Raw genomic sequence first — 25315 nt, 5'->3', positions numbered from 1 at the left:
CGCAAAACCCCGCGAACAGAGGCCCGCATCATCCCTTTGATATCGCTGCCAAGCCGTAGGAGCTGGCTTGCCAGCGAAGGGGCCCGTTTGAGCGGCGCCGGTCTTGAGGGCCTGTTCGCCGGCAAGCCGGCTCCTACGGGATTACAGCCAGAATTCCTCTCGGCGTTCTTGGAAGTCGTGCATTTCACCTTGCTCCAGCAACTGGCGAATCCACGGCCCGAGCAGATCCAGCGAGCTGTCCAGAGGGGTGGGCCGGTGCCAGCGTAGCGGCACCGTGGCAAAGCGCTGCTGGTTGGCGCTGACTTTTTCCAGGATCTGCCGGTCCTGTTTGAGGATCACCTTGAACAAGGGTTGCAGCACAGCGCGCTTGAGCCAGCCCGGCAAGCGGCCGCGGGCCGTGGCGATGCGCGCGAACAGGCGCAGTTCGCCCTCGGCAGTCGGGCTGAGCCAGGCGCTGACCAGCAGGTTGAGCCGGCCCTGGCGGTCGCGGTATTCGATTTCCGCCAGCCCCGGCAGGCGAAAGCGCCCCATGCTGAGGCCGCGTTCGCCTTCGAACAGCCGCGATATCAGCCCGGATTGGGTGCCTTCTTCGCTGTACTGCGCTTCGACCCCGTCTTCCAGCTGATGCACCCAGGCACGAATCCGCTGGCGCTGGCGGTCGTGGCGGATCCAGCCGGCGTGCACGAAATGGGTGTGGAAGCCGTCGAGGAAGTTCTCCGCGGCGTCCTGCAAGCTGCACTGCACCCGGTCGCTGATCCAGAACACATCCAGGGCCTGGGCCTGCTCGGCGGCGGCCACCGGCGGGGCATTCGGCCGCTCGCTGGCGAGGCTGGCCCACACCAGCCCCTGGGCTTCGCAGCTGTGCAGCGGTTGCAACAAGGGCTGGCTGCACCGCTGCTGCTCCTGGCCGGGCAGCTGAGTACAACGGCCCTGGGGGTCGAAGCGCCAGCCGTGGTAGGGGCACTGGAGCTGCCCGTCGCGCACCCGGCCGGCGCTCAGTGGCGCAAAGCGGTGGGGGCAGCGGTCCGGCAGCACGGCGGCGGCGCCGTCGGCATCGCGAAACAGCACCAGCGGTACGCCGTGCAGGGTGCAGGCCAGGGGCTGCTTGTGCAGCTGCCGGCTCAGGGCGACGGGCCACCAGCCCGCGTGACTGTTCACAGTTTGAGCTTCCTCATCAGCGGTACGCCGATTCGTTGCAGCAGCAGGCCCATCAGTTGCCACACCAGGCGCCGCGACCAGGGCAGGTGGGCGACGTGGATCAGGCTGTATTCGATTTCGGGCTGGCCGCCGCGCAGGCGCTTGAAGGCGGCGGCGCCGGAGCTGAAATTGAGCACCTGACGGCGGTTCACCGCCTCTTGCAGGCACAGCCTGGTCAGTTGCCGGTACAGGCCGGCGCGCTGGGGCAGGGCGGTGTCGTAGCCGACGATGGGGGTGCTGATCAGCGCGCTGTTGGCGAACCAGCCCAGGGCGCCGTCAATGCGCCCTTCGGCGTTGCGCAGGGCGCGCACATCCAGCCAGCCTTCGGCCTGCCCGCGTTGCAGCCATTGGGCGCTGTAGTGGGGGTTCAGGCGGCTGTATTTGTCCAGGTAGAGCAGGTTGTACAGCTGCTCGATGCGCTGGAAGTCGGCTTCGCTCAATTCGCTGCCGGGCACCACCGTATAAGGGCTGCGGCGCAGCAGGGTGGCGTCCAGGCGGGTGTTGTGGTGGCGCAGGAAGGCTGAATGTTCGCCCTCGCGGCCGTCGAACAGGTACACCTGACGGCTGGGGATCGCCAGGTAGCCCAGGGCTTGCAGGCGCTTGCGCAGTTCGAGGTTGCTGAAGTCGTTGAGCGAGCGAAAGCCAAAGCCGTGGTCGGGAAACTGCCGGCGCAGCAGTTCGGTGATCGCCGGCAAATCCGAACCATCCCAATCGGCGGGGTAGAGGTTGGTCGACAGCAGCCAGTTGTTGACCTGCACCAAACGGTCGACCTTGGCCGCGCTCAGTAGCCGGTCCACGCCCTGGGTCAGCAGCTTCAAGGGCCACGCCAGCCAGGGCCGTTTCAGGCGCTGCAGTTCTTCCCGGGCATAGCCGCTGTAGGCGGTTTGCGGAGAGACCACGTAACAGTTATCCACAGGGTCGTGGCCGTGGTTGATGCTCACCGGGAACTGCTGGCGGCCGGTGTCCAGCAGGGCCAGGGCGGTGCTGACATTGCCGATCAGCGCGCCGCCGGCGCAGGTGCGCACGTACTGCCGGGCGTGGCTGTCGCCAATGCTCGGGGGCTCAAGGGCCAGTTGCTCGGGCAGCAACAGTTTCATCGGCGCGGCGCTCCCAGGGGCTGGCCGTTCCACTCGATATCGGCGGTGGAGGCGGCCAGCAGCCCGCAACGGCGGGTCAGGGCGCGGCCGATGATCTCGCTCAGGCTCAGCAGCTGGGCGGTCAGCGGGCCGCGATCGCCGTCCTGGACGATCACGTCCCGGGCTTGTTGGTAGTCGTGCCAGAACGTGCGGCTCAAGGCCCGTTGCGGCGCCGCCAGAAGCAGCATGGCCAGGGCGATCATCCGGGGTTCCAGGGTCGCCTCCAGCGCTGCGTCGGCTTCGCTGCCCAGCGCCGCTACCAACTGCACGCGCTGGTCGTCGAACAGGTGCACGCCGCTGGTGGCCCTGGGGTTGCACTCCAGGACATGGAAGCGGCCCTGCTGGTCTTCGATGAAGTCGAAACCCACCTGCCCGGTGTAGCCGGTGGCCCGGCCGAACTGTTCCAGAAACGCACGGATCGGCGCCGGGGCACAGCTGTGGAAGTAGATCCCCGAGCCGCGCCCGACCCGGTAGCGCGGCTGGTAGCTGCTGTGGGCGCGCAACTGGCCGTCCATCAGCACGCTGAAGCTGCAGTACTCCTGGCCGGGGACAAACTGCTGGGCCACCCAGGGCGCCTCGGCGCTGGGCTGGACCTTGGCCAGTTGCGCCGGGCTCGGGCGGATCAGGGTCTGGGAGGCGAAGCGCGAATAGGCCGGCTTGAACACCAGGGCATCGTGCTCTGCCGCCAGTGCTTGCAACGCGGCCGGGTCATGCAGCACCCGGGTCGGCGGCGCGGCCACATCCCAGCCCTGGGTCATGGCGGCGAAATCGCCCTTGTGATGCAGGCGGTGCAGCAGCTCGAAGTCGCTGGTGAACACCCGACACAAAGGCCGCAGGCGCTCCAGGCCGTGGGCCAGGTAGAACACCTCTTCGCAGGTGGGCAGCAGCAGGTCGATGGCCTGTTGGCGGATGACCCCCGCCAGGGCTTCGATCCAGGCCTCGGGGTCGTGGCGGGGTTCCGGCAGGCGCACGAAGTGCTCGGCGGCGCGGCTGAAGCGGCTCAGGGGTTGGGCCAGGGAATCGGCCACGGTCACCGTCCAGCCGGCTTGGCTAAAGGCCCGGGCCCACTCCAGGCAGGCCGGGGCCCGGGCGCCGAGAATCAATACACGCATGGCAGTCCCTCGGGTAGTTGCAGCATCAGCAGGCGGCGTCTTTTTGTTTGTGGCGGTGGTGCCTGCCAGTGGCCGAAGCTCAGCTGCGGCGCCTGCAGCCCTTGTTGCGCGCAGAGTTCGGCCAGGGCTTCGCTCAAGCGCTGGCACAGCCCGTGGTAGTCGCCCGAGGTACGCAGGTTGGCCTGCCAGAGCAGCCCGCGCTGGTGAATCTGGTATTCCTCCAGTTCCGCCCCCAGCATCAGCAGGGCCCGGCGCAATACGTCAGGGTAGAGCGGTGCCAGCTGCTGGCCGTCGAGCCGGGGCAGCCAGAGGATCTCGTCGGCGCGGCCTTCCACGGCGGCGATGGCCCGCTCCGCACGGCCACAGGGGCAGGGCGCGCTGGCCACCCGCAGGATGTCGTTGAGGCGATAACGCACGATCAGCTGTGTACGCCGGGAAAAGTCGGTGATGATCGGCTGGAAGCGCGTGCGCTCAGGGTCCAGCCATTGCGGCTCGATGTGCAGGTGGCTTTCATTCAGGTGCAGGGTGCCGGCCTCGCAGGTGTAGCCGAGAAAGCCTTCACTGGCCTGATAGATCTGCTGCGGCTTGCGCCCGAAGGCTTGCTGGACCAGCTCGGCGTCGGTGCTTTCCAGCACTTCGGCCACCGACAGGATGTGCCGTGGGCGGATCGTCAGCTGCCCGGCCAGGGCCGCCTGGGCCAGCCCCCGCAGCACCGTGGCCGGGGCCACCAGCACGTCCGGGTTCTGCTGGTTGAGGCGTTGCAGGGACGCGGCCAGGCCCAGGGTCAGGTCATGAAAGGCGAAGTCGATGCGGCGGCTGGCCAGGGTGGTGTACAGGCGGCTGTTGGCCCGCAGGAAGAAGGCGATCCGCAGCGGCGCCAGCCAGGGGCACAGCAGCCGTGGCAGCAGGGCCCGGGGCAGGGTGCGCGCCAGCAGGATGCCGGCCCAGCGCTGGCGTTCCACGCTGCTGACCAGGAACACCCCCTGGGCCCCCGAGGTGCCGCTGGACAGGCCCACGGTGATGTCCCCCAGGGTCGGGCTGAAGTCCCGGGAACGCTCGGCCTGCAGGGCCACCGGCAACACCTGCTCCAGGCTCAGGGCGCGGGTGTTGAAGGCGGCGAAGTCGCTCATCAGGGCGGCTTTGTCCATGAGCGGCAAGCTGTGCAGGCCGTCTTGGGTCAGCCCGTTGAAGCGCTGGCCACGGGGCAGGACTTTGGCCATGAAGTGCCGCAGGCGCCGGGCCTGCCAGGCTTCCAGCCGCTCGCGGCGGCGAAAGCGCAGGGCGTAGCGGCTGAACACGAATGAACCGATGCTGCGCAGAGTGCCCAGCAGGCGCTCACTGTTCATTGGCGAACGCCTCCCAGGCCTGGGTGCAATGGGACGGCAGCACCGCCACCGCCGGTTCGCGGCGAATCAGCTGGCCCAGGCCGCTGTAGGTGCGCACGTATTGCTGACGGTCGGCGCTGGCAAACCACAGTGCCGGTGCAGCGGGCAGGCGCTCGGCGCGGCAGGCCGGCACCGACCAGCAGGCGTCGGCCACCAGGAACACCGGCCGGCCCTGGGCGTCGGGGATGAACAGGCCCAGCTGGCCGGCGCTGTGCCCCGGCAGCGGCACGCCGATCAGGCTGCCATCGCCGAACAGGTCCAGGCCTTGCTCGAACGGCGCCATCCAGCTTGGCAGCGCACAGCTGGGACTGGCTTCGGCCAGGCGCAGGCGGGCGCTGAAGTCGTCCGGCAGCAAGCCCGGCAGATGGCCGCCAAGGGTGGCGCGCCAACGCTGGCCGCGCAGGCTGTCGATATGCCGGTAATCGGCTTCCAGGGCGATAAAGCGCGCATTGGCAAAATCCCGCAGCCCGGCGATATGGTCGGCGTGGAAGTGGGAAATGATCACGTAGCGGATATCCCCCGGGCCGATGCCCAGCTCATGCAGCTGCGCGCCCAATTGCTCGACCACCGGCAACTGCACCGGCACCGCACTGCGGTACAGGCGCTCGGGCAGGGCCCGGGTGGCCTGGAAGAAGTGCTCGGCGTAGCCGGTGTCGTACAGAATCCAGCCGTGGTCCGGGTGCTGGATCAGCCCGCACAGCGCCGGAAATTGCACCGGCGCCAGGCGCCCGCCACGGTCGGCCATGCATTCCAGGTGCTGGCACCAGCCGGCCCGGAGGATCTTCAAGCTCACGCTGCGGCTCATGGTTTTTGTCTCTGTTGGGCCAGCCACCATTGGGCGTGCTGGGCAATGCCCTGGTCCTGGCTGATCACTGGGTGGTAGCCCAACTCGCGCTGGATGGCGCTGATGTCCAGGGTCTGACTGAAGGCCAGGACGCCTGCGCCGTAGCGGGTGATCAAGGGTTCGGCGCCGTTGCCCAGGCGTGCCTTGAGCTCCAGCAGGCGCGCTAGGCCATGCACCAGGGGCCAGGGCAGGCGACGGGTGCGCAGGGGCAGGCGAAAGTGCTCGGCCATCTGTTGCAGCAGGTCCTTGAAGGCCAGGGGTGTGCCGTTGCTCAGGTTGTAGACGCACAGCGGGCGCGGCAGGGGCCGGGTCAGGGCCAGCCACACCGCGTGCACCAGATTGTCGACGCAGGTCAGGTCCAGCTGTGCCTGGCCGCCGCGCATCAGCGGAATCGCCCCCCGTTGCATCACCCGCAGCAGGCGCGGCATCAGGGTTGCGTCCCAGGGGCCGAACACCGCCCGGGGGCGCAGGATCACGCATTCGGGCAGCTTGGCGTCTGCCAGCAGGGTTTCGGCCTGGGCCTTGCTGCGGGCGTAGTCATTCACCGGTGGTGGCAGCGGCTGGTCTTCGCGGATGCCCAGGCGATCACTGAAGTTGAAATACAGGCTGGGGGTGGAGATATGCACCAGCCGCGGGATGCGGTTCTTGCCGCAGGCGTGGATCACCTCGGCGGTGGAGTCGAGGTTGGCCCGGGCAAACGCTTGGGGCGAACCCCAGGGTGAAGACAAGGCGGCGCAATGCACGATGGCGTCATGCTCGCGGCTGGCATCGGCCAGCAGGCGTTTGGCCAGCGGGCTGCCGTGCTCCAGGGGCAGCCAGCGCACGGGCGCCGGGCTGTGGGCAATGACTTGCGCCGCCGCCTCGGGGTTGCGCCCGCTGAACTGCACCTCGCAGCCTTCGGCGGCCAGCTTCCAGACCAGATGCCGTCCGATAAAACCGGTACCGCCGGTGACCAGGATCTTCATCAGTACTCCAGGATCATGCCGCCGAGGGACAGGCCCGCGCCGGTGCCGATCAGCATCAGGGTTTGTCCGCGTTGAATGCGCCCGTCGCGCACCGCGATGTCCAGAGCGGTGGGCAGCGAGGCCGCCACCTGATTGCCATGCTGGGCAAAGATATCGACGACTTTCTCCGGCCCCAGGCTCAGGCGTTTGGCCGCATGCTGCATGGCCTGCTGACTGGCTTGATGGGGGATGATCCAGTCGATCTGCGCAAGGGACAGTGCGGCTTGCTGCAGCAAATCGTCCATCAGTTCGGGCAGGTGCTTGGCCGCTAGGCGGAACACGCCCTTGCCCTGCATGGTGAAACTGGTCAGGGGCTCGAACGGCACCTGGATGCGCCGCGGATGAAAGCGCGAACCGCCGGCGGGGATCTGGCACAGCGCGGCGCCTTCGGCGTAGGTCCTGAGGCGCGAGGCGAGGATCTTCGGGCCGCCGTCGCCCGCTTCCAGCACCACCGCTGCCGCGCCGTCGCCGAAGATGCCGCAGACTTCCACCTGCTGCCAGTCCAGGCCGCAGGAGGCAATGTCGGCGCACACCAGCAGCACGCGCCGGTAATGCCCGGCCTGGATCGGCCAGGACAGGGTGTCCAGGGCGGCGATAAAGCCCAGGCAGCTGGCGTTGATGTCCATGGCCGCAATGCCCGACTGCCCCAGGCCCAGCTCCCGTTGCAGCAGCGCGGCGTTGCAGGGCATGCCCTGGTCCATGGTGCCGCTGGCGCAGACGATCAGGTCCAGTTGGCCAAGTTCCAGGCCCGCCGCGTGCAGGGCCTGGCGCGCGGCGCTGGCGCCGAGGCTGGCGGCGGTGTCCGCAGGGTCGGCGACGTGGCGCTGCTGCACTCCGCTGATGCGCGCCACGCTGCCGGCTTCCAGGCCGAGCTGGCGGTCCAGCTCGGCGCTGGTGACCACTCGCTGTGGCAGGGCGTGGCCGGTGCCGAGGATGGCCAGGGCGCGGGCCGGGCGAGGGGAGGACGCTGATGTGTGCATGCAAATTCCGTGTGTGTGGGCGTCGGGGCTGGCGTTGAGAGAGGCGGTTAGTGCGCTGGCAGTGCCGCCGGGCATTGGCTCAGGAAGGCTTGCAGCCCCTGCTGGTAGGCCTCGGTGGGCATCAGGTCAGTGTGTTTGGCGATGAAGCAGGCCACGCCTTGACGCTCCATATCGGCGTCCGCCACGAGGTAGAAGTCGGGAATTTCCTGCACGCTTGCGATCTGCTTCCAGGCCAGGCTGCTCTGACCTCCGCGGGTGTTGAGCAGGGTGAAGCCCTGGTCGTCGAAGTTCAGGCAATAGGTGCCTTCGACGGCCCGCAACCGGGTTTCGATCAGGCGCTGACTCAACCCGCGCAGCGGCGCTTGGGGCTTGATCGGGGTGGCGGCAATCCGGGCTTGCAGGTGCTTGATCCAGCGCCCGGAAAATCGCCACCACAGGGGGATGAAGATCAAGGCGAACGCCACCATGGCGATGACCTTCTCCGGGGTGAAGGTTCGCTCGGGGAAATAGATCGACAGGCAGCCGCCAATCAGACACAGGGCGAACATCACGGGACCGATCAAGCGGCCTTGCCACCGGGCAAATGTGGTCATGGCTTGGACATGCTGCTGATCATCCTTGAGCAATTCCTGCTTCAGCGGTTCGGCAATCCAGGCGTCGGTGTGGGCGGGGGTGATGCGGTAGTGCAATTCCATGGGGGCTGAATCCGAGGTCCGTGTTCGGTGAGGGCGGCAGTCTACCGGCTTCTGGGGTGTGTTGAGCAGCGGCGTGTGCGCCAACGCCAAGCGGCTGTTCAGGCTGGAAACTGCTCCAGGTGTTGCTCCACCCACTGGTACAGGCGCTCGTCCAGCTGCGGCCGCTGCTGGTTGAAGTGGTCCTGGCAGCGGTTGAAGAACGGGTCCTGGTTGATGCGCATGGCCAGATCGACAGGGCCTTCGCTCCCGGCGTGGGCGGCTCGTAGCTGCTGCTGGCGCTGATCGGCCTGCTCCAGGGTGTCCGCCAGGGCGTCCAGATGCAGGAGCCTGAACTGAGCGATGGCCTGGGGCAGGTGAAAGTGCAGGGCGCTGTCGAAACCCTCCCAGTCCTCGAAGGCCAGCCACTCGTGGAGCACCATGAAGCAGCGCAGCGCCGGGGCCAGCGCCTCCAGTCGTTGCAAATCCAGCCAGTACTGACGCGGCAGCTGCTCGGCGGTTTCGATGGCCTGGGCGATCAGGTCCAGGGCCTGGCCCGGGTCCCGGTGGTGCTTGCGCAGGATGCGCTGGGTCAGGGTGAAGCGCGCTTCTTCTATAGCGTGCAGGGCGCAGTTCAGGTCGTAACCGGCGTTGAGCAAGTGTTCTCGTGCTTGCTCGGGGGGCAGGCCGGATTTGTCTACCAGCACCTGCAACAGCTCGGCTTTGTAGAGCTCGGCGGCTTGCTGCGGATTATTGGCGCAGCGGGCGAGCAGGGCCTGGGCATGGCGCAGGCCGATGGGGATCAGCTTGCGTAGCTGTTGCAGAGCTTGGGTGTGCGTCGGGTCCATCGACTGCGGTGCCTCGGGGATGGCGGATGTTTGAGAGAGGCGATTATCCACTGCGGGCGATGGATTGTGCTGGTTTAAAACAAGGGACCATAACGCTCGCAAGACCTGTAGGAGCCGGCTTGCCGGCGAAGGCGTCGGCCGGATTTCGGTGAAGGCAGGGCAGGCCTCTTCGCTGGCAAGCCAGCTCCTACGGGGCGGTGTTTAGGCGGGGCTGGGGCGGGCGCCGTCGAGCAGGGCGTCCACCACGGCGCGGGCCATTTCCACGGAATGCACCATGGACCAGATCAGTCCGCGTTCGATGCCGCTGGCCCGTTCGGTGATTTCATCGGACACCTCTTCGGCGCATTTGAGCAGTAAGGAGACGTGCATCAGGGCGTCTTCGGCATTCACCTGGGGTTGCACGGCGAACAGCGGGTGGCCCCGGCCATCGCGCAGGCCGAAGGGGCGATGACGGGTGCCGTGCAAGGCGGCCAGCAGGTTGGCGTTGGCGCGGTCCAGCTCCGGGTCGCGGCGCGGATGATCGGTGGGCAAGGGTGGATCGGGGACGAGCTTTTTCATGACGGTCACTCACTCAGTAGTTAACGGACTGCCGAGCTCACTTCCACATGAGGGGTGGCAGTTGTGCGAGGGTGTGGAAGACCGGGACTGAGTAACCCAGCACACCCGAAGGTGTCCCGCGCACAACCGCCATAAAGCGATGCCAACGAAAATACGTCGAGCCATGCTCATGAGCGCTCATGCTTACTCAGGTCCGAACTTCCACATCCGGGCCGCTGATTTGGCAGCGGCACCGGGAGACTGCCTGATCGTTCGAAGGGGTACAAGGCGCTCAAAGGCGTGGGGGATTCTCTCGGATTTGCCCTACAAAACAAAGCGAATCCGCTTCGATGCCGGGCGGCATCCCCTTACAAGCTCTGCTTTTCTCCAGGCAAAAAAAAGGGCCTGGAGACGAAGCTCCAAGCCCTCAAAAGGTGAGAGGTGTCTAGTCCCTCAACCTGGTGAGCGGTGTTGCGTGTTTCGGTGTTGCGCCGGTTACGCCTTCAGCGGAACCAGACGCGGGGCAATCATGTTTTCCGGACGCAGGATGTCGTCGAGCATGGCGTCGTCCAGCAGGCCTTCTTCGCGCACCAGTTCCAGTACGCCACGGCCACTTTCCAGGGCGATGCGGGCGATACGGGTGGCGTTTTCATAGCCGATGTACGGGTTCAGCGCGGTGACCAGGCCGATGGAGTGCTCCACCAGTTCGCGGCAACGGGTTTCGTTGGCGGTGATGCCGGTGATGCAGTGCTCGCGCAGCATGTCCATGGCGCGTTGCAGCAGGCGGATCGAGTCGAAGATCTTGAAGGCGATCAGCGGCTCCATCACGTTCAGTTGCAGCTGGCCGCCTTCGGCCGCGATGGTCAGGGCCAGGTCGTTGCCGATGATCTGGAACGCCACTTGGTTGACCGCTTCCGGGATGACCGGGTTGACCTTGCCGGGCATGATCGAGCTGCCGGGCTGACGCGCTGGCAGGTTGATTTCGTTGATGCCGGTGCGTGGGCCGCTGGACAGCAGGCGCAGGTCGTTGCAGATCTTCGACAGCTTGACCGCGGTGCGCTTGAGCATGCCGGAGAACAGCACGAAGGCGCCCATGTCGGAGGTGGCTTCGATCAGGTCGGCCGCCGGTACCAGCGGCTGGCCGCTGATGGTGGCCAGGCGTTGTACGGCCAGGTGCTGGTAGCGCGGGTCGGCGTTGATGCCGGTACCGATGGCGGTGCCGCCCAGGTTGACTTCGGTCAGCACTTCCGGCGCCAGGGTCTTCAGGCGAGCCAGGTCTTCACCCAGGGTGGTGGCGAAGGCGTGGAATTCCTGGCCGAGGGTCATCGGCACGGCGTCTTGCAGCTGGGTACGGCCCATCTTCAGGACGTGGCTGAATTCCTGGCCCTTGGCGGCGAACGCCTGGATCAGGCTGTCGAGGCTGGCCAGCAGCGCGTCGTGACCCAGCAGCAGACCCAGGCGGATCGCGGTCGGGTAGGCGTCGTTGGTGGACTGCGCCATGTTCACGTCGTTGTTCGGGTGCAGGTACTGGTATTCGCCCTTGCTGTGGCCCATGGCCTCCAGCGCGATGTTGGCGATGACTTCGTTGGCATTCATGTTGGTCGAAGTGCCAGCGCCGCCTTGAATCATGTCCACCACGAACTCTTCGTGGAAGTCGCCGCGGATCAGGCGGGCACAAGCCTCGCTGATGGCTGCATGCTTGGCTTCGCTCAGATGACCCAGTTCGCGGTTGGCGTCAGCAGCTGCCTGCTTGACCATTGCCAGGGCCACGACCAGTTTTGGGTAGTGCGAAATCGGAACGCCGGAGAGGCGGAAGTTGTTCACCGCTCGCAGGGTCTGGATGCCGTAATACGCTTGAGCCGGTACTTCGAGTACGCCAAGCAGGTCTTTTTCTGTGCGGAAAGATGCAGCGGAGGACATGACGGAGATCATCTCGGTAGGGACCCGGTCTGTGCCGGGAACGCTGCGAATCCTAGGCCGAAGGGATTTTTTGGGCCAATGCTGTTAAACACTGGGCTATGCATATTCGGCATAATGCCGGTGTGACGCCGGGTTGCCGGCGAGCGTGTGACCTAAAATGGTGCGTGTCCGGGAGGACGTGATGAATCTGGAAAGCAAATGGCTCGAGGACTTCAGTGCCCTGGCCGCCACCCGCAGCTTTTCCCAGGCTGCCGAGCGACGTTTCGTGACCCAGCCGGCCTTCAGCCGGCGCATCCGCAGCCTGGAAGCGGCCCTGGGCCTGACCCTGGTCAACCGCTCGCGCACGCCGGTGGAGCTGACGGCAGCGGGGCAGTTGTTCCTGGTGACCGCGCGCACCGTGGTCGAACAGCTCGGCGAGGTGGTGCGTCACCTGCACCACCTGGAAGGCGGGCAGGGCGAGGTGATGCAGGTGGCGGCGGCCCACTCCCTGGCGCTGGGTTTCTTCCCGCGCTGGATCGCCCAACTGCGCAACGAAGGGCTGAACATCGCCACGCGGCTGGTGGCCACCAACGTCGGTGATGCGGTGCACGCCCTGCGCGAAGGCGGTTGCGACCTGATGCTGGCCTTCTATGACCCGGACGCAGCCTTGCAGATGGACTCGGAAATCTTCCCCTCGCTGCACCTGGGGCACACCGAGATGCTCCCGGTGTGCGCCGCCGATGCCCAGGGCAAGCCGCTGTTCGACCTGGAAGGCGAGGCCAGCGTGCCGTTGCTGGCGTACAGCGCCGGGGCTTTCCTCGGGCGTTCGGTGAACCTGCTGCTGCGCCAGCGCAACCTGCGTTTCACCACCGTCTATGAAACCGCCATGGCCGACAGCCTCAAGAGCATGGCCCTGGAAGGCCTGGGCATTGCCTGGGTGCCGCAACTGAGCGTGCGCGCCGAGCTGGCCCGGGGCGAGCTGGTGGTGTGCGGCGGGGCGCAATGGCATGTGCCGCTGGAGATTCGCCTGTACCGCTGCGCCCTGGTGCGCAAGGCCAACGTACGCTTGCTGTGGCGCAAGCTGGAAGGCGCTGCCGCGCAAGCTGCGGCCACGTAGGAGCCGGCTTGCCGGCGAAAGCGTCGGCCGGGAGGGTGGTGATCGCAGGGTGGGTCTCTTCGCTGGCAAGCCAGCGCCTGCGAGGGGGACGGGATTGACCTGGGAGTCAATAAAACCGGGGTTTTGCGCCGGAAATACTTTGTTTTGCAGATGGTCGGCGAAAGTGCGTTTAACGCGCCTTTTTCGGTATACTGCGCGGCCTTCGGCCGGTTCGCCTGGCCATAATTCGTACAATTTAAGCCACGCATTTCGCGTGGCTTGTTGTTTTTGACGCGCCTGCGGGCGCCCAGAGAGAAGAGGCACGACGATGAGTGCACTGGTTGGCGTGATCATGGGCTCCAAGTCCGATTGGTCCACCCTTAGCCACACCGCCGATATGCTGGAAAAGCTCGGCATCCCTTACGAGGTGAAGGTGGTTTCCGCACACCGCACCCCGGACCTGCTGTTCCAGTACGCCGATGAGGCTGAGGCGCGAGGCATCGAGGTGATCATCGCCGGTGCCGGCGGCGCGGCGCACCTGCCGGGCATGTGCGCGGCCAAGACCCACCTGCCGGTGCTGGGCGTGCCGGTGCAGTCGTCGATGCTCTCGGGCGTGGATTCGCTGCTGTCCATCGTGCAGATGCCGGCCGGCATCCCCGTGGCCACCCTGGCCATCGGCAAGGCGGGCGCGATCAACGCGGCCCTGCTCTCGGCGAGCATCCTGGGCGCCAAGCACCCGCAGTTCCATGCGGTGCTGAAAAAATTCCGTGCTGAACAGACAGACAGCGTCCTGGACAATCCAGACCCGCGCGTCGCCTGAGGTTGTTGACGATGAAGATCGGTGTAATCGGTGGCGGCCAGCTGGGCCGCATGTTGGCCCTGGCGGGGACTCCGCTGGGAATGAACTTCGCTTTCCTCGACCCGGCGCCGGACGCCTGTGCCGCCCCTCTGGGCGAACACCTGCGGGCCGACTACGGCGACCAGGACCACCTGCGCCAGCTGGCCGATGAAGTGGACCTGGTGACCTTCGAATTCGAGAGCGTGCCGGCGGAAACCGTGGCCTTCCTCTCGCAGTTCGTGCCGGTCTACCCGAGCGCCGAAGCCCTGCGCATCGCCCGCGATCGCTGGTTCGAGAAGAGCATGTTCAAGGACCTGGGGATTCCTACCCCGGAGTTTGCCGACATCCAGTCCCAGGCGGATCTCGACGCCGCCGTGGCGCGCATCGGCCTGCCGGCGGTACTCAAGACCCGCACCCTGGGTTACGACGGCAAGGGCCAGAAGGTCCTGCGCAGCGCCGCCGACGTCGCAGGCACCTTCGCCGAACTGGGCAGCGTGCCTTGCCTGCTGGAAGGCTTCGTGCCCTTCACCGGTGAAGTCTCGCTGATCGCCGTGCGCGCCCGAGACGGTGAAACCCGTTTCTACCCGCTGGTGCACAACACCCACGACAGCGGCATCCTGCGCCTGTCGGTGGCCAGCAGCGACCACCCGTTGCAGGCTCTGGCCGAGGACTACTCCAGCCGCGTGCTCAAGCAGTTGGATTACGTCGGCGTCATGGCTTTCGAGTTCTTCGAAGTGGACGGCGGCCTCAAGGCCAACGAGATCGCTCCGCGGGTGCACAACTCCGGGCACTGGACCACCGAAGGCGCCGAGTGCAGCCAGTTCGAAAACCACCTGCGGGCGGTGGCCGGCCTGCCCCTGGGCTCCACGGCCAAGGTCGGTGAGAGCGCCATGATCAACTTCATCGGCGAAGTGCCGCCGGTGGACAAGGTCATCGCTATCGACGACTGCCACCTGCATCACTACGGCAAGGCCTTCAAGGTCGGTCGCAAGGTCGGCCACGCCAACCTGCGCTGCGCCGATCAGGCGACCCTGCAATCGCAGATCCTCAAGGTGCAAGCGCTGATCGCCGAGTAACAAATCCTCTGGCTGGCGGGAACCTTCGTTTCCCGCCGTTCTCTGATAGCAGGATGCCAAAGTGCTGGCTAGGCTTTGGCTTGAACCCCCCTTACAGAGGAACAGCCATGGGCATTATTGGAACCATTTTCATCGGCTTGATCGTTGGTCTGCTGGCGCGCTTCCTCAAACCGGGCGACGACAGCATGGGCTGGATCATGACCATCCTGCTGGGTATCGGCGGTTCGCTGGCGGCCACTTATGGCGGCCAGGCGCTGGGTATCTACCAGGCTGGCCAGGGCGCCGGTTTCATCGGTGCGCTGGTGGGCGCGATCGTCCTGCTGGTGATCTACGGCTTCGTCAAGAAGAGCTGAACCACGCTACAAGCCCCCTCTGCCGTCCGCGCGGAGGGGAGCCTTTTTCTTCATCTGAAACTTCAACGCATCTGACGGTCTGGGCACTAGAATGCCCGGGTTTTCCCGTCCTTCCCTTTTGACCGAGCCACCCTCACATGCGCCGTCTTCTATTGACCTTTGTTCTGCTGGGCTGCGGCCTGGCCCAGGCTGGCGAACTGCCGGAAACCGATTGGCTGGAGCTGATGCCCAAGTCGGACCAGAAGGCCCTGGAGCAGATGCCGGAAATCGACCACAACTCCCCGGAAGCCAATGGCACCTTCACCGAAAAGGGCGGCCTGAAGCAGAGCAAGGGGTTGCCGGCGGTGATGTATTCCACCAAGACCGTGCCGGCCATGAATGACAAGCAGATCCGCATCGGCGGTTATCCGGTGCCGCTGGAAGCCGATGCCAAGGGGCGCAGCACGCTGTTCTTCCTGGTGCCGTACCCGGGCGCCTGCATCCACGTGCCGCCACCGCCGCCCAACCAGCTGGTGCTGGTGCGTTTTCCCAAGGGCTTGAAGCTGGACGACATCTACACGCCGCTGTGGGTGACCGGCACCCTGAAGATCGAGAAAGTCAGCAACGACCTGGCCGATGCCGCCTACGCCCTGGATGCGGCGAAGGTGCGGGTGGTCAAGGAATCGGATCTCTGAAGCGGCGCATTTGAACGCCGCTGAACGGTAGGAGCCGGCTTGCCGGCGAACGCGGTCTTGAGGGCCTCTTCGCTGGCAAGCCAGCTCCTACGGGGCAGGTGGGGGTCAGAGCGGGGCGGCGCTGATGCTGACGCTCAGGGTGTGGCTGGCGCCCGGGGCCAGGGTGACGATGTCGTCCATCACGTTGGCGGTCTCGATGCACAGCATGCGCTGCCAGCCGTCGTCGGCCATGTCGCTGAATTGGGCGGCGCGGTCGATCCAGGGGTTCCAGATCACCGCGGTGCGCGAGCCTTCGCTGCGCAGGCGGATCCGTCGTTGCCAGTCCGGATCGACGATCTCCAGCTGCGCCGGGGCGTTCAGGTAGATGCGGTCGGTCTCGCCGGTAAAGTGCAGGCTGCCGCTCTGGACCTTGGTCTTCCAGTCTTCCAGGGTTTCGATGTAGCTCAGCCCGTCCACGCCTTCGACCTGCACCTGGCGCACATCGCTGACCGCGAAGTAGCTGTGCAGCGCCTGGCTGATGCTCACGCTTTCAGTGCCCAGGTTGTGGCTGCTGAGGCTGATGTGCAGTTGCTGGTCGAGGCGGATGCTCAGGCGCGGTTCCACTTGATGGGGCCAGCCGGGAAAACCACCCGCGGGGCAGGGCAGGCGCAGCTCCACCAGCAGGCTGTCACCCTGGCTTTCGATGCCCAGCAGTTCCCAGTCGGTGGCCCGCACCAGGCCGTGGGCCGGCGCCGGGTCAGTGCCTTGGCGCATGGCCTGCACCGCCTGCGGGTTGCGGGCAAAGTTGCCGAACCAGGGCCAGCACACCGGCACCCCGGCGCGGATGCTCTTGCCGCGCTTGAACACGGCCTCGTCGTTGAGCCAGATCAGCGGCTGTTGCCCGGCCACTTGATAACTGAGGATGTGCGCGCCCTGCTGGGCCACCAGCAGTTCGGCGTCACCGTGGCGGATGCGCCAGCAGTTCAGTTCATCCAGTTTTACCGTTTCGACCTGGGGCGTAGGCATGCTGCTGTTCTCGTTCGCAAGGTGTGGGCTGCTATGGACCGCAGAACGGTCATCAGGTTTAGCGCGCGCGCGGCGGAACCGAGCGGGTGCGGCCACTGCCATCGATGGCGACGAATACGAACACCGCCTCGGTGACCTTGCGCCATTCGCTGGACAGGGGATCGTCGCTCCACACTTCCACCATCATCTGGATCGAGCTGCGGCCGATCTCCAGGGTCTGGGTATAGAAGGACAGCTGCGCGCCCACCGCCACCGGCACCAGGAACGCCATGCGGTCGATGGCCACCGTGGCCACCCGGCCACCGGCCACGCGGCTGGCCATGGCGGTGCCCGCCAGGTCCATCTGCGCGACCAGCCAGCCGCCGAAAATATCGCCAAAGCCGTTGGTTTCACGGGGCAGTGCGGTGATTTGCAAGGCCAGGTCGCCTTGCGGGATTGGATCTTCTTGTTCGAGTTCTATCATGCCGGGGGGCCTCTGACCCGTGACGCTTCATGGGTACTTCAGGTGAATAGCCGTCTTCAGGAAAAACGATTCAGCCCGAACATACTACGTTCGTCACGTTCTTTCTAAGGCGTGCTAAAGGGAAACTCTGCGAAATCGACTGGCGCTGGCCAGGGCCAGGGGCGCGCAGCAGCGTTTTCGCACAGCAACCCTTGCCAGAAGCGGCTTTGCGCTTCGAGGTCTGCGAGTATATCGGTCGATAGACTCCGCGACGACCCGTCCAGTTCGCAAATTTGTGAGTCATTTGTGCGCCGCTGTGTACGCATTCGAACAATTTGCTATCGTGCCGAACCTGCCAGGCCCCAACCAGCGCTGTTGCGGCTTCCAGAACCGACTAATAAGAGAAGCCCTTGCCATGACCACTGTGCCCTCGAGCGCCGCGCAGCCAGCGCAGCCCGCCCGTCCCTTGACCCGAAGTGACTACAAGACCCTGTCGCTGTCTGCCTTGGGCGGTGCGCTGGAGTTCTACGACTTCATCATCTTCGTGTTCTTCGCCACCGTGGTCGGCAAGCTGTTCTTCCCGGCGGACATGCCTGAGTGGCTGCGCCTGATGCAGACTTTTGGCATCTTCGCCGCCGGTTACCTGGCGCGGCCCCTGGGCGGGATTGTCATGGCCCACTTCGGCGACCTGCTGGGGCGCAAGAAGATGTTCACCCTGAGCATCTTCATGATGGCGGTGCCGACTCTGATCATGGGCCTGCTGCCGACCTACGCGCAGATCGGCCTGTGGGCGCCGATCCTGTTGCTGTTGATGCGGGTGATCCAGGGCGCGGCCATCGGCGGTGAAGTGCCCGGCGCCTGGGTATTCGTTTCCGAACACGTGCCCCAGCGGCATATCGGCTATGCCTGCGGCACCCTGACCTCGGGCCTGACCGCCGGGATTCTCCTGGGCTCGCTGGTGGCCACCGCGATCAACAGCATCTATACCCCGGTGGAAGTGGCGGACTACGCCTGGCGTATTCCGTTCCTGCTGGGCGGGGTGTTCGGTCTGTTCTCGGTGTACCTGCGCCGCCTGCTCCACGAAACCCCGGTGTTCGCCGAACTGCAACTGCGCAAGGCCCTGGCCGAAGAGCTGCCGCTGCGGGCGGTGCTGCGCGACCACCGTGGCGCCATCGTCATTTCCATGCTGCTGACCTGGCTGCTGTCCGCCGGGATCATCGTGGTGATCCTGATGACTCCTACGGTGCTGCAGACCGTCTATAAATTCCCGGCCATCACTGCCTTGGAAGCCAACAGCCTGGCGATCGTGTTCCTGAGTCTGGGTTGCGTCGCCTCCGGAGCCCTGGCGGACCGTTTCGGTGCCGGCAAGGTCTTCGTCTTCGGCAGCGCCTTGTTGCTGGCCACCTCCTGGACCTTCTATCACGGCCTGCTGGACAACCCGCAGTGGCTGTTCCCGCTGTATGCCCTGACCGGCCTGTTCGTCGGCACCATCGGCGCGGTGCCTTATGTAATGGTCAAGGCGTTCCCGGCAGCGGTGCGCTTCAGCGGCCTGTCGTTTTCCTACAACTTGGCCTACGCGATCTTCGGTGGCCTGACGCCGATGGTGGTGACCTGGCTGCTCAAGGAGAGCCCGATGGGCCCGGCCTACTATGTGGCAATCATTTGCGGCATCGGCCTGCTGGTGGGGCTGTACCTGTGGAAGAAGGGCCGCTGACAGGCTTGATGCCCATTTAGATGGGTTCGCCGGCCAACCGGCTCCTACCGACACAATAAGCAAAGGCCAGCTTCCGTTGAGGAATGCTGGCCTTTCATCTAATTGTCATATTCCGGACATAGAGTGTTCACACGGCCTACAGATACTTGGCCCCGACTTAACACACCCTATCTGCTAGGAGTAAGGCATGAAACTGAAGCGTTTGATGGCGGCAATGACCTTTGTCGCCGCTGGCGTTGCGACTGCCCACGCGGTTGCCGCTGTTGACCCTGCTATCCCGAGCTACACCAAGACCACTGGTGTGTCGGGCAACCTGTCCAGCGTCGGTTCCGATACCTTGGCGAACCTGATGACCCTGTGGGCCGAGAACTACAAAAAGGAATACCCGAACGTCAACATTCAGATTCAGGCCGCCGGCTCCGCCACCGCGCCACCCGCGCTGACCGAAGGCACCTCCAACCTGGGCCCGATGAGCCGCAAGATGAAGGACACCGAACTGGCGGCCTTCGAGCAGAAGTACGGCTACAAGCCAACCGCTATCCCGGTGGCCGTGGACGCCCTGGCCGTGTTCGTGCACAAGGACAACCCGATCCAGCACCTGACCATGGAACAGGTCGATGCGATCTTCTCCTCGACTCGTCTGTGCGGCGCCAAGGAAGAAGTGAAGACCTGGGGCGACCTGGGCGTGAAGGGCGACCTGGCCAACAAGCCGGTTCAGCTGTTCGGTCGCAACTCGGTATCCGGCACCTACGGCTACTTCAAGGAAGAAGCCCTGTGCAAAGGCGACTACAAGCCTAACGTCAACGAACAGCCTGGTTCGGCGTCGGTGGTGCAGTCCATCAGCTCCTCGCTGAACGGCATCGGCTACTCGGGCATCGGCTACAAGACCGCCAGCGTGAAGACCGTGGCCCTGGCCAAGAAAGGCAGCACCGACTTCATCGAAGACACCGAAGAAAACGCCCTGAACGGCAAGTACCCGCTGTCGCGCTTCCTCTACGTCTACGTCAACAAGGCCCCGAACAAGCCTCTGGCCCCGCTGGAAGCCGAGTTCGTGAAACTGGTCCTGTCCAAACAAGGCCAGGAAGTGGTCGTCAAAGACGGCTACATCCCACTGCCAGCCAAGGTGGCCGCCAAGGCACTGGCTGACCTGGGCCTGAAAGAAGGCGCATAAGCCGCCTCCGAAGGTCCGGGCTCCCCGGACCCTCTCGTTTTCGTAGGAGCTGGCCGGGCGGCGTTCCGCTTGCCAGGCAAAGCGCCCGAAATGGCGACCCAGGCTCAAGGCTGGTTCGTCGGCCTGCCGGCTCCTGCAACCTCATTTTCTGTCCGCTGCCGGCCCTGCCATGCGGCGGATTTGTTGCGTCACTGCATTGTCATCTTTCTGTCATACAGGATCGCTAGGGTGTGCGCATGAATGATCTGGCCAACTCCACCATGACTACGACTTCTCCCCCCAAGCGCATTGACTTCAATACGCCTGAACTGCAACGCAAGCGCCGCATCCGCGCGCTCAAAGACCGCCTGACCCGTTGGTACGTCCTTGTCGGCGGCCTCGCGGTACTGGGTGCTATCACCCTGATCTTCTTCTTCCTCGCCTATGTCGTTGCGCCGCTGTTCCAGGGTGCCGAGCTGACCGCCAAGGACCCTCTGACTCCCGCCTGGATGCAGGACGCCGGCAAGCCGCTGATGTTCTCCCTGGAAGAGCAGAACCAGGTTGGCATGCGTGTATCCGACAAGGGCCAGGCGCTGTTCTTCGACATCGACAGTGGCGCCGAGCTGCGCAAGGTCGACCTGCCGATCCCGGCGGGCGCCAGCGTCACCTCCATCGGCAAGGACCAGCCCGGCAACCCGCTGGTGGTGGTCGGCCTGTCCAACGGCCAGGCCCTGGTGTTCCGTCATACCTACAAGGTCAGCTACCCGGACGGCAAGAAGACCATCTCGCCGGCCATCGAGTACCCCTACGGCGAAACCCCCATCACCCTGAACGAGCAGGGCGGTGCGCTGGAGCACGTCAACCTCAATGCCACCGATTCGTCGCTGATCGTTGCCGGTTCTACCGCTTCGCAGTTGCAAGTGCTGAAGCTGACCCGCGAAGAAAACATGATGACCGGCGAGGTCACCAGCGAGCAGAGCCGCATCGAGCTGCCGCAGATGACCGAGCCGGTCAAGGCCATGTACATCGACCCGCGCCAGCAGTGGCTGTACGTGATCAACGGGCGCGCTCAGGCCGACGTCTTCAGCCTGCGGGACAAGAGCCTCAACGGTCGCTACAAACTGCTGGAAGACGCCGATACCGAAGTCACCGCCAGCACCCAGCTGGTGGGCGGCATCTCGCTGATCATCGGGACCTCCAAGGGCGGCCTGGCCCAGTGGTTCATGGCCCGCGATCCGGACGGCGAGCTGCGCCTGAAGCAGATCCGCACCTTCCAGATGGGCACCGCGCCCATTGTTGAAATCACCGCCGAAGAGCGTCGCAAGGGTTTCGTTGCCCTGGACGCCGCCGGCAAGCTCGGGGTGTTCCACAGCACCGCCCACCGCACCCTGCTGGTGGACCAGGTGGTAGACGGCCAGGGCCTGTTCGGCCTGTCGCCACGGGCCAACCGGGTAATCGTCGAGGCCGGCGGCAAGCTGCAGCCCCTGGTGCTCGACAACCCGCACCCGGAAGTGTCCTGGAGCGCGCTGTGGAGCAAGGTCTGGTACGAGAACTACGACGAGCCTAAATACGTCTGGCAATCCACCGCGGCCAACACCGATTTCGAACCCAAGCTGAGCCTCTCGCCCCTGACCTTCGGTACCCTGAAGGCGGCGTTCTACGCCATGCTGCTGGCGGCGCCATTGGCGGTGGCGGCGGCGATCTACACCGCCTACTTCATGGCCCCGGGCATGCGCCGCAAGGTCAAGCCGGTGATCGAGCTGATGGAAGCGATGCCGACGGTGATCCTCGGCTTCTTCGCCGGCCTGTTCCTCGCGCCCTATGTCGAAGGCCACTTGCCGGGCATCTTCAGCCTGCTGCTCCTGCTGCCGATCGGCATCCTGGTGGCCGGTTTCGCCTGGAGCCGCCTGCCCGAGTCGCTGCGCCTGAAAGTGCCGGACGGCTGGGAAAGCGCGATCCTGATCCCGGTGATCATTTTCGTCGGCTTCCTCTCGCTGTACATGAGCCCGTTCATGGAGAACTGGTTCTTCGGCGGTGACATGCGCATGTGGATCTCCCACGACCTGGGGATTACCTACGACCAGCGCAACGCCCTGGTAGTGGGCCTGGCCATGGGCTTTGCGGTGATCCCGAACATCTACTCGATCGCCGAAGACGCCGTGTTCAGCGTGCCGCGGGGTCTGACCCTGGGCTCCCTGGCCCTGGGCGCTACGCCGTGGCAGACCATGACGCGGGTGGTGATCCTCACCGCCAGCCCGGGGATCTTCTCGGCGCTGATGATCGGCATGGGCCGCGCCGTGGGCGAGACCATGATCGTGCTGATGGCCACCGGCAACACCCCGGTCATGGAAATGAACCTGTTCGAAGGCCTGCGCACCCTGGCCGCCAACGTCGCGGTGGAAATGCCCGAATCGGAAGTCGGCGGCAGCCACTACCGCGTGCTGTTCCTCTCGGCGCTGGTGCTGCTGCTGTTCACCTTCGTCATGAACACCCTCGCCGAGCTGATCCGTCAGCGTCTGCGCAAGAAATACTCGTCGCTTTAAGAAAGGTAGAAGTCTGTGAAACAGAACTCCCTAAAAGACTGGTTCAAGAGCGGCGCCCCTGGCGTCTGGATCAGCGGTGGCGCGGTGTCCATCGCGGTCATCATGACCATCGGCCTGCTGGCGGTGATCGCCGTGCGTGGCCTCGGCCACTTCTGGCCAGCCGACCTGGTGCACGCCAACTACGACGTTCCGGGCCAGGCCAACCACCTGGTCATCGGTGAAGTGGTGCAGAAGGAAGAAGTGCCCCGGGCGCGCCTGAAGAGTGCCGGCCTGCCGGTGCCCGACCAGGGCCCGGAGTTCATGACCCGCGAGCTGATCAAGGTCGGCAACCGTGACCTGAACGGCAACGACTTCACCTGGATCGTCGGCGAGTGGCTGACCAACCAGAGCTACCCCAAAGAGCTGATGGCCATCGAGCGCCGTGAGTGGGGCAACTTCTACGGCTACCTGGTCAACGTCAAGGAAAGCGGCAAGGTGATCGCCGAAGGCGAAGCCGCCTGGCCCGAGCTGCAAGCGCGGATCGACCGGGTGAACAAGCTGGCCGCCCAGCTCAAGACCCTGGAGAAATCCGACATCGGCGCCATCAACGCCGGCCTGGAACGCATCCGCCTGCACGGCCGCAAGCTGGAGCTGGACGGCAAGCTGGATGCCGCGGCCCAGGCCGACATGGATGCCGAGCGCGCCGAACTCAATGCCCGCTACCAGGACATCGAGGCGCGCCTGAGCGACCTGCACGCCCAGTTCAACCGCGACAGCCTGACCGCCCGTGATGCCAACGGCAAGGAAGTGGAGATCGGCCTGGGCAAGGTGGTACACGCCTACCAGCCGAACGCCATGGGCACTTTTACCAAGATCGGTTTCTACTTCAGCAAGGTCTGGGAGTTCCTCAGCGATGACCCGCGCGAAGCCAACACCGAGGGCGGTATTTTCCCGGCCATTTTCGGCACCGTGATGATGACCCTGATCATGGCCATGATCGTCACTCCGTTCGGCGTGCTGGCAGCGGTCTACCTGCGTGAATATGCCAAGCAGAACACCCTGACCCGGGTGATCCGCATTGCGGTGAACAACCTGGCGGGGGTTCCGGCCATCGTCTACGGTGTGTTCGGCCTGGGCTTCTTCGTCTACGTGCTGGGCGGCTCCGTGGACCGTCTGTTCTTCCCCGAAGCCCTGCCGGCGCCGACCTTCGGCACCCCGGGCCTGCTCTGGGCTTCCCTGACCCTGGCGCTGCTGGCGGTGCCGGTGGTGATCGTGGCCACCGAAGAAGGCCTGGCGCGGATTCCCCGCACCGTGCGCGAAGGTTCCCTGGCGCTGGGTGCGACCAAGGCCGAGACCCTGTGGAAGATCGTTCTGCCCATGGCCAGCCCGGCGATGATGACCGGGATGATCCTCGCGGTCGCCCGCGCTGCCGGTGAAGTGGCGCCGCTGATGCTGGTGGGTGTGGTGAAGCTGGCGCCGTCGCTGCCGCTGGACGGCAACTACCCGTACCTGCACCTGGACCAGAAGATCATGCACCTGGGCTTCCACATCTACGACGTCGGCTTCCAGAGCCCCAACGTCGAGGCGGCGCGGCCGCTGGTGTACGCCACCGCGCTGCTGCTGGTGCTGGTGATCGCCACCCTGAACCTGTCGGCGGTGTGGATCCGTAACCACCTGCGTGAAAAATACAAGGCACTGGACAGCTGATCGGCTGGCTTGTGTGGACGCTGGCTTGCGTAGGAGCTGGCTTGCCAGCGAAGGCGCCCACAAGGGCGACGCAGGGCTTCAAGGCCTCTTCGCCGGCAAGCCGGCTCCTACAAACAGAATGATGTCGCCGCTGGCCTGATGCCTGCGGTTCACGACAAACGAATTGGTAGCACAGGGAGCATCCCATGCAACACGAAGCACACACTCATGGCATCAACATGTCCGCCCTGGGCCGCGACAAGCAGAGCCTGAGCCTGGAACAGGAAACCGTGGCCATCGAAGTGCCCGGCCTGAGCCTGTACTACGGCGAGAAACAGGCGCTGTTCGACGTCAGCATGAACATCCCCAAGCAGCGCGTGACCGCCTTCATCGGCCCGTCCGGTTGCGGCAAGTCGACCCTGCTGCGGACCTTCAACCGCATGAACGACCTGGTGGACGGCTGCCGCGTAGAGGGTGCGATCAACCTCTACGGCAACAACATCTATCGCAAGGGCGAAGACGTGGCCGAGCTGCGTCGCCGGGTCGGCATGGTGTTCCAGAAGCCCAACCCGTTCCCCAAGACCATCTATGAAAACGTGGTCTACGGCCTGCGCATCCAGGGCATCAACAAGAAGCGCGTGCTCGACGAAGCCGTGGAATGGGCCCTCAAGGGCGCGGCGCTGTGGGACGAGGTCAAGGACCGCCTGCATGATTCGGCCCTGGGCCTGTCCGGCGGCCAGCAGCAGCGTCTGGTAATCGCCCGGACCATCGCCGTGGAGCCGGAAGTGCTGCTGCTGGACGAACCCTGCTCGGCCCTGGACCCGATCTCGACCCTGAAGGTCGAGGAGCTGATCTATGAGCTCAAGTCCAAGTTCACCATCGTCATCGTGACCCACAACATGCAGCAGGCGGCGCGGGTTTCCGACTACACCGCCTTCATGTACATGGGCAAACTGGTGGAGTTCGGCGATACCGACACGCTGTTCACCAACCCGGCGAAGAAGCAGACCGAAGACTACATTACCGGGCGCTATGGCTAGAAAGCAGCTGCCAGCCGCAGGTTTCACGCGGCGCAACAGAGGCGGTGCGCGACATCCGGATCACTATTTAACTGCTTGAAGCTTGCGGCTTGAAGCTTGCAACTTT

General features: G+C 65.1%; 23 protein-coding genes. 10 read left to right on the top strand and 13 right to left on the bottom strand.

The window, feature by feature from the left end; genetic code table 11:
• Nucleotides 1-141 precede the first annotated feature (141 nt).
• The 11 genes from PFLCHA0_RS30405 to aspA form a co-directional block, all read right to left on the bottom strand.
• Nucleotides 142-1158 (bottom strand): aromatic ring-hydroxylating oxygenase subunit alpha, encoded by a 1017-nt coding sequence (locus PFLCHA0_RS30405; RefSeq protein WP_015637516.1) that lies wholly within the window; start codon nt 1156-1158, stop codon nt 142-144.
• A complete protein-coding gene (locus PFLCHA0_RS30400; RefSeq protein ID WP_015637515.1) occupies nt 1155-2294 on the bottom strand; it encodes a hypothetical protein in 1140 nt (379 codons plus the stop codon). Before PFLCHA0_RS30400 ends, PFLCHA0_RS30405 begins: the two co-directional genes overlap by 4 nt.
• The gene (locus PFLCHA0_RS30395) at nt 2291-3445 is read right to left on the bottom strand and encodes an ATP-grasp domain-containing protein (protein ID WP_015637514.1); all 1155 of its coding nucleotides are present in this window, start codon (nt 3443-3445) and stop codon (nt 2291-2293) included. Before PFLCHA0_RS30395 ends, PFLCHA0_RS30400 begins: the two co-directional genes overlap by 4 nt.
• Nucleotides 3433-4791: a F390 synthetase-related protein gene (locus tag PFLCHA0_RS30390; RefSeq protein ID WP_015637513.1), complete on the bottom strand. Its 1359-nt coding sequence runs from the start codon at nt 4789-4791 to the stop codon at nt 3433-3435. Before PFLCHA0_RS30390 ends, PFLCHA0_RS30395 begins: the two co-directional genes overlap by 13 nt.
• Nucleotides 4781-5635 (bottom strand): MBL fold metallo-hydrolase, encoded by an 855-nt coding sequence (locus PFLCHA0_RS30385; RefSeq protein WP_015637512.1) that lies wholly within the window; start codon nt 5633-5635, stop codon nt 4781-4783. Before PFLCHA0_RS30385 ends, PFLCHA0_RS30390 begins: the two co-directional genes overlap by 11 nt.
• Entirely contained in the window at nt 5632-6639 is a 1008-nt protein-coding gene (locus PFLCHA0_RS30380) for an NAD-dependent epimerase/dehydratase family protein (protein WP_015637511.1), read from the bottom strand. Before PFLCHA0_RS30380 ends, PFLCHA0_RS30385 begins: the two co-directional genes overlap by 4 nt.
• Nucleotides 6639-7658, bottom strand: a complete 1020-nt coding sequence (locus PFLCHA0_RS30375) for a beta-ketoacyl-ACP synthase 3 (RefSeq protein WP_015637510.1) — start codon at nt 7656-7658, stop codon at nt 6639-6641. Before PFLCHA0_RS30375 ends, PFLCHA0_RS30380 begins: the two co-directional genes overlap by 1 nt.
• A 47-nt stretch (nt 7659-7705) precedes the next feature.
• Nucleotides 7706-8353: a hypothetical protein gene (locus tag PFLCHA0_RS30370; RefSeq protein ID WP_015637509.1), complete on the bottom strand. Its 648-nt coding sequence runs from the start codon at nt 8351-8353 to the stop codon at nt 7706-7708.
• Nucleotides 8354-8451: 98 nt separating this feature from the next.
• Nucleotides 8452-9177, bottom strand: a complete 726-nt coding sequence (locus tag PFLCHA0_RS30365; RefSeq protein WP_015637508.1) for a hypothetical protein — start codon at nt 9175-9177, stop codon at nt 8452-8454.
• Nucleotides 9178-9378: 201 nt separating this feature from the next.
• Nucleotides 9379-9735 carry a DUF6124 family protein gene (locus tag PFLCHA0_RS30360; protein ID WP_015637507.1) on the bottom strand — a complete coding sequence of 119 codons (357 nt, stop codon included), beginning with the start codon at nt 9733-9735 and terminating at the stop codon, nt 9379-9381.
• 474 nt (nt 9736-10209) lie between these two features.
• Nucleotides 10210-11634, bottom strand: coding sequence for an aspartate ammonia-lyase (aspA, locus tag PFLCHA0_RS30355; RefSeq protein WP_041120431.1), 1425 nt, complete (start codon nt 11632-11634; stop codon nt 10210-10212).
• Between the two features lie 181 nt (nt 11635-11815).
• On the opposite strand from aspA, the gene PFLCHA0_RS30350 reads away from it, so the two are divergent.
• From PFLCHA0_RS30350 to PFLCHA0_RS30330, 5 genes are all read left to right on the top strand, one after another.
• Nucleotides 11816-12730, top strand: coding sequence for a LysR substrate-binding domain-containing protein (locus tag PFLCHA0_RS30350; protein ID WP_011064292.1), 915 nt, complete (start codon nt 11816-11818; stop codon nt 12728-12730).
• A gap of 307 nt (nt 12731-13037) precedes the next feature.
• Nucleotides 13038-13529, top strand: coding sequence for a 5-(carboxyamino)imidazole ribonucleotide mutase (purE, locus tag PFLCHA0_RS30345; protein WP_011064291.1), 492 nt, complete (start codon nt 13038-13040; stop codon nt 13527-13529).
• An 11-nt stretch (nt 13530-13540) separates the two neighbouring features.
• The gene (locus tag PFLCHA0_RS30340) at nt 13541-14623 is read left to right on the top strand and encodes a 5-(carboxyamino)imidazole ribonucleotide synthase (protein ID WP_015637504.1); all 1083 of its coding nucleotides are present in this window, start codon (nt 13541-13543) and stop codon (nt 14621-14623) included.
• 107 nt (nt 14624-14730) lie between these two features.
• Nucleotides 14731-14976 carry a GlsB/YeaQ/YmgE family stress response membrane protein gene (locus PFLCHA0_RS30335; protein ID WP_011064289.1) on the top strand — a complete coding sequence of 82 codons (246 nt, stop codon included), beginning with the start codon at nt 14731-14733 and terminating at the stop codon, nt 14974-14976.
• 137 nt (nt 14977-15113) lie between these two features.
• Nucleotides 15114-15650 (top strand): DUF3299 domain-containing protein, encoded by a 537-nt coding sequence (locus PFLCHA0_RS30330; RefSeq protein ID WP_011064288.1) that lies wholly within the window; start codon nt 15114-15116, stop codon nt 15648-15650.
• A 105-nt stretch (nt 15651-15755) separates the two neighbouring features.
• Here PFLCHA0_RS30330 and PFLCHA0_RS30325 read toward each other — a convergent pair whose 3' ends face one another.
• Both PFLCHA0_RS30325 and PFLCHA0_RS30320 read right to left on the bottom strand, forming a co-directional pair.
• Entirely contained in the window at nt 15756-16655 is a 900-nt protein-coding gene (locus tag PFLCHA0_RS30325) for a D-hexose-6-phosphate mutarotase (RefSeq protein ID WP_015637503.1), read from the bottom strand.
• Nucleotides 16656-16713: 58 nt separating this feature from the next.
• Nucleotides 16714-17118: an acyl-CoA thioesterase gene (locus PFLCHA0_RS30320; RefSeq protein WP_003229628.1), complete on the bottom strand. Its 405-nt coding sequence runs from the start codon at nt 17116-17118 to the stop codon at nt 16714-16716.
• Between the two features lie 394 nt (nt 17119-17512).
• Here PFLCHA0_RS30320 and PFLCHA0_RS30315 point away from each other — a divergent pair, with 394 nt between their 5' ends.
• The 5 genes from PFLCHA0_RS30315 (at nt 17513) to pstB (ending at nt 25209) form a co-directional block, all read left to right on the top strand.
• The gene (locus PFLCHA0_RS30315) at nt 17513-18811 is read left to right on the top strand and encodes an MFS transporter (protein ID WP_015637502.1); all 1299 of its coding nucleotides are present in this window, start codon (nt 17513-17515) and stop codon (nt 18809-18811) included.
• Between the two features lie 187 nt (nt 18812-18998).
• A complete protein-coding gene (locus tag PFLCHA0_RS30310) occupies nt 18999-19982 on the top strand; it encodes a phosphate ABC transporter substrate-binding protein PstS (RefSeq protein ID WP_011064285.1) in 984 nt (327 codons plus the stop codon).
• Nucleotides 19983-20470: 488 nt separating this feature from the next.
• Nucleotides 20471-22504 carry an ABC transporter permease subunit gene (locus tag PFLCHA0_RS30305; RefSeq protein WP_169892551.1) on the top strand — a complete coding sequence of 678 codons (2034 nt, stop codon included), beginning with the start codon at nt 20471-20473 and terminating at the stop codon, nt 22502-22504.
• A gap of 15 nt (nt 22505-22519) precedes the next feature.
• A complete protein-coding gene (pstA, locus tag PFLCHA0_RS30300) occupies nt 22520-24190 on the top strand; it encodes a phosphate ABC transporter permease PstA (protein ID WP_011064283.1) in 1671 nt (556 codons plus the stop codon).
• Nucleotides 24191-24375: 185 nt separating this feature from the next.
• Nucleotides 24376-25209 (top strand): phosphate ABC transporter ATP-binding protein PstB, encoded by an 834-nt coding sequence (gene pstB / locus PFLCHA0_RS30295; RefSeq protein WP_011064282.1) that lies wholly within the window; start codon nt 24376-24378, stop codon nt 25207-25209.
• Nucleotides 25210-25315 lie beyond the last annotated feature (106 nt).

The organism is Pseudomonas protegens CHA0 (genome assembly GCF_000397205.1).
Taxonomy (GTDB): Bacteria; Pseudomonadota; Gammaproteobacteria; order Pseudomonadales; family Pseudomonadaceae; genus Aquipseudomonas; species Aquipseudomonas protegens.
The sequence above is the reverse complement of the archived record's forward strand: the minus strand, read 5'-3'. Positions and strand labels throughout refer to the sequence as shown.

Coding starts and splice junctions, on each gene's coding strand:
- PFLCHA0_RS30305 (WP_169892551.1), top strand. CDS start 20,471: ATGCAGGACGCCGGCAAGCCGCTGATGTTCTCCCTGGAAGAGCAGAAC.
- PFLCHA0_RS30330 (WP_011064288.1), top strand. CDS start 15,114: ATGCGCCGTCTTCTATTGACCTTTGTTCTGCTGGGCTGCGGCCTGGCC.
- PFLCHA0_RS30315 (WP_015637502.1), top strand. CDS start 17,513: ATGACCACTGTGCCCTCGAGCGCCGCGCAGCCAGCGCAGCCCGCCCGT.
- PFLCHA0_RS30370 (WP_015637509.1), bottom strand. CDS start 8,353: ATGGAATTGCACTACCGCATCACCCCCGCCCACACCGACGCCTGGATT.
- PFLCHA0_RS30400 (WP_015637515.1), bottom strand. CDS start 2,294: ATGAAACTGTTGCTGCCCGAGCAACTGGCCCTTGAGCCCCCGAGCATT.
- PFLCHA0_RS30390 (WP_015637513.1), bottom strand. CDS start 4,791: ATGAACAGTGAGCGCCTGCTGGGCACTCTGCGCAGCATCGGTTCATTC.
- PFLCHA0_RS30380 (WP_015637511.1), bottom strand. CDS start 6,639: ATGAAGATCCTGGTCACCGGCGGTACCGGTTTTATCGGACGGCATCTG.
- PFLCHA0_RS30335 (WP_011064289.1), top strand. CDS start 14,731: ATGGGCATTATTGGAACCATTTTCATCGGCTTGATCGTTGGTCTGCTG.
- pstB (WP_011064282.1), top strand. CDS start 24,376: ATGCAACACGAAGCACACACTCATGGCATCAACATGTCCGCCCTGGGC.
- PFLCHA0_RS30320 (WP_003229628.1), bottom strand. CDS start 17,118: ATGATAGAACTCGAACAAGAAGATCCAATCCCGCAAGGCGACCTGGCC.
- PFLCHA0_RS30360 (WP_015637507.1), bottom strand. CDS start 9,735: ATGAAAAAGCTCGTCCCCGATCCACCCTTGCCCACCGATCATCCGCGC.
- aspA (WP_041120431.1), bottom strand. CDS start 11,634: ATGTCCTCCGCTGCATCTTTCCGCACAGAAAAAGACCTGCTTGGCGTA.
- PFLCHA0_RS30340 (WP_015637504.1), top strand. CDS start 13,541: ATGAAGATCGGTGTAATCGGTGGCGGCCAGCTGGGCCGCATGTTGGCC.
- PFLCHA0_RS30375 (WP_015637510.1), bottom strand. CDS start 7,658: ATGCACACATCAGCGTCCTCCCCTCGCCCGGCCCGCGCCCTGGCCATC.
- PFLCHA0_RS30310 (WP_011064285.1), top strand. CDS start 18,999: ATGAAACTGAAGCGTTTGATGGCGGCAATGACCTTTGTCGCCGCTGGC.
- PFLCHA0_RS30365 (WP_015637508.1), bottom strand. CDS start 9,177: ATGGACCCGACGCACACCCAAGCTCTGCAACAGCTACGCAAGCTGATC.
- purE (WP_011064291.1), top strand. CDS start 13,038: ATGAGTGCACTGGTTGGCGTGATCATGGGCTCCAAGTCCGATTGGTCC.
- PFLCHA0_RS30395 (WP_015637514.1), bottom strand. CDS start 3,445: ATGCGTGTATTGATTCTCGGCGCCCGGGCCCCGGCCTGCCTGGAGTGG.
- PFLCHA0_RS30385 (WP_015637512.1), bottom strand. CDS start 5,635: ATGAGCCGCAGCGTGAGCTTGAAGATCCTCCGGGCCGGCTGGTGCCAG.
- PFLCHA0_RS30325 (WP_015637503.1), bottom strand. CDS start 16,655: ATGCCTACGCCCCAGGTCGAAACGGTAAAACTGGATGAACTGAACTGC.
- PFLCHA0_RS30350 (WP_011064292.1), top strand. CDS start 11,816: ATGAATCTGGAAAGCAAATGGCTCGAGGACTTCAGTGCCCTGGCCGCC.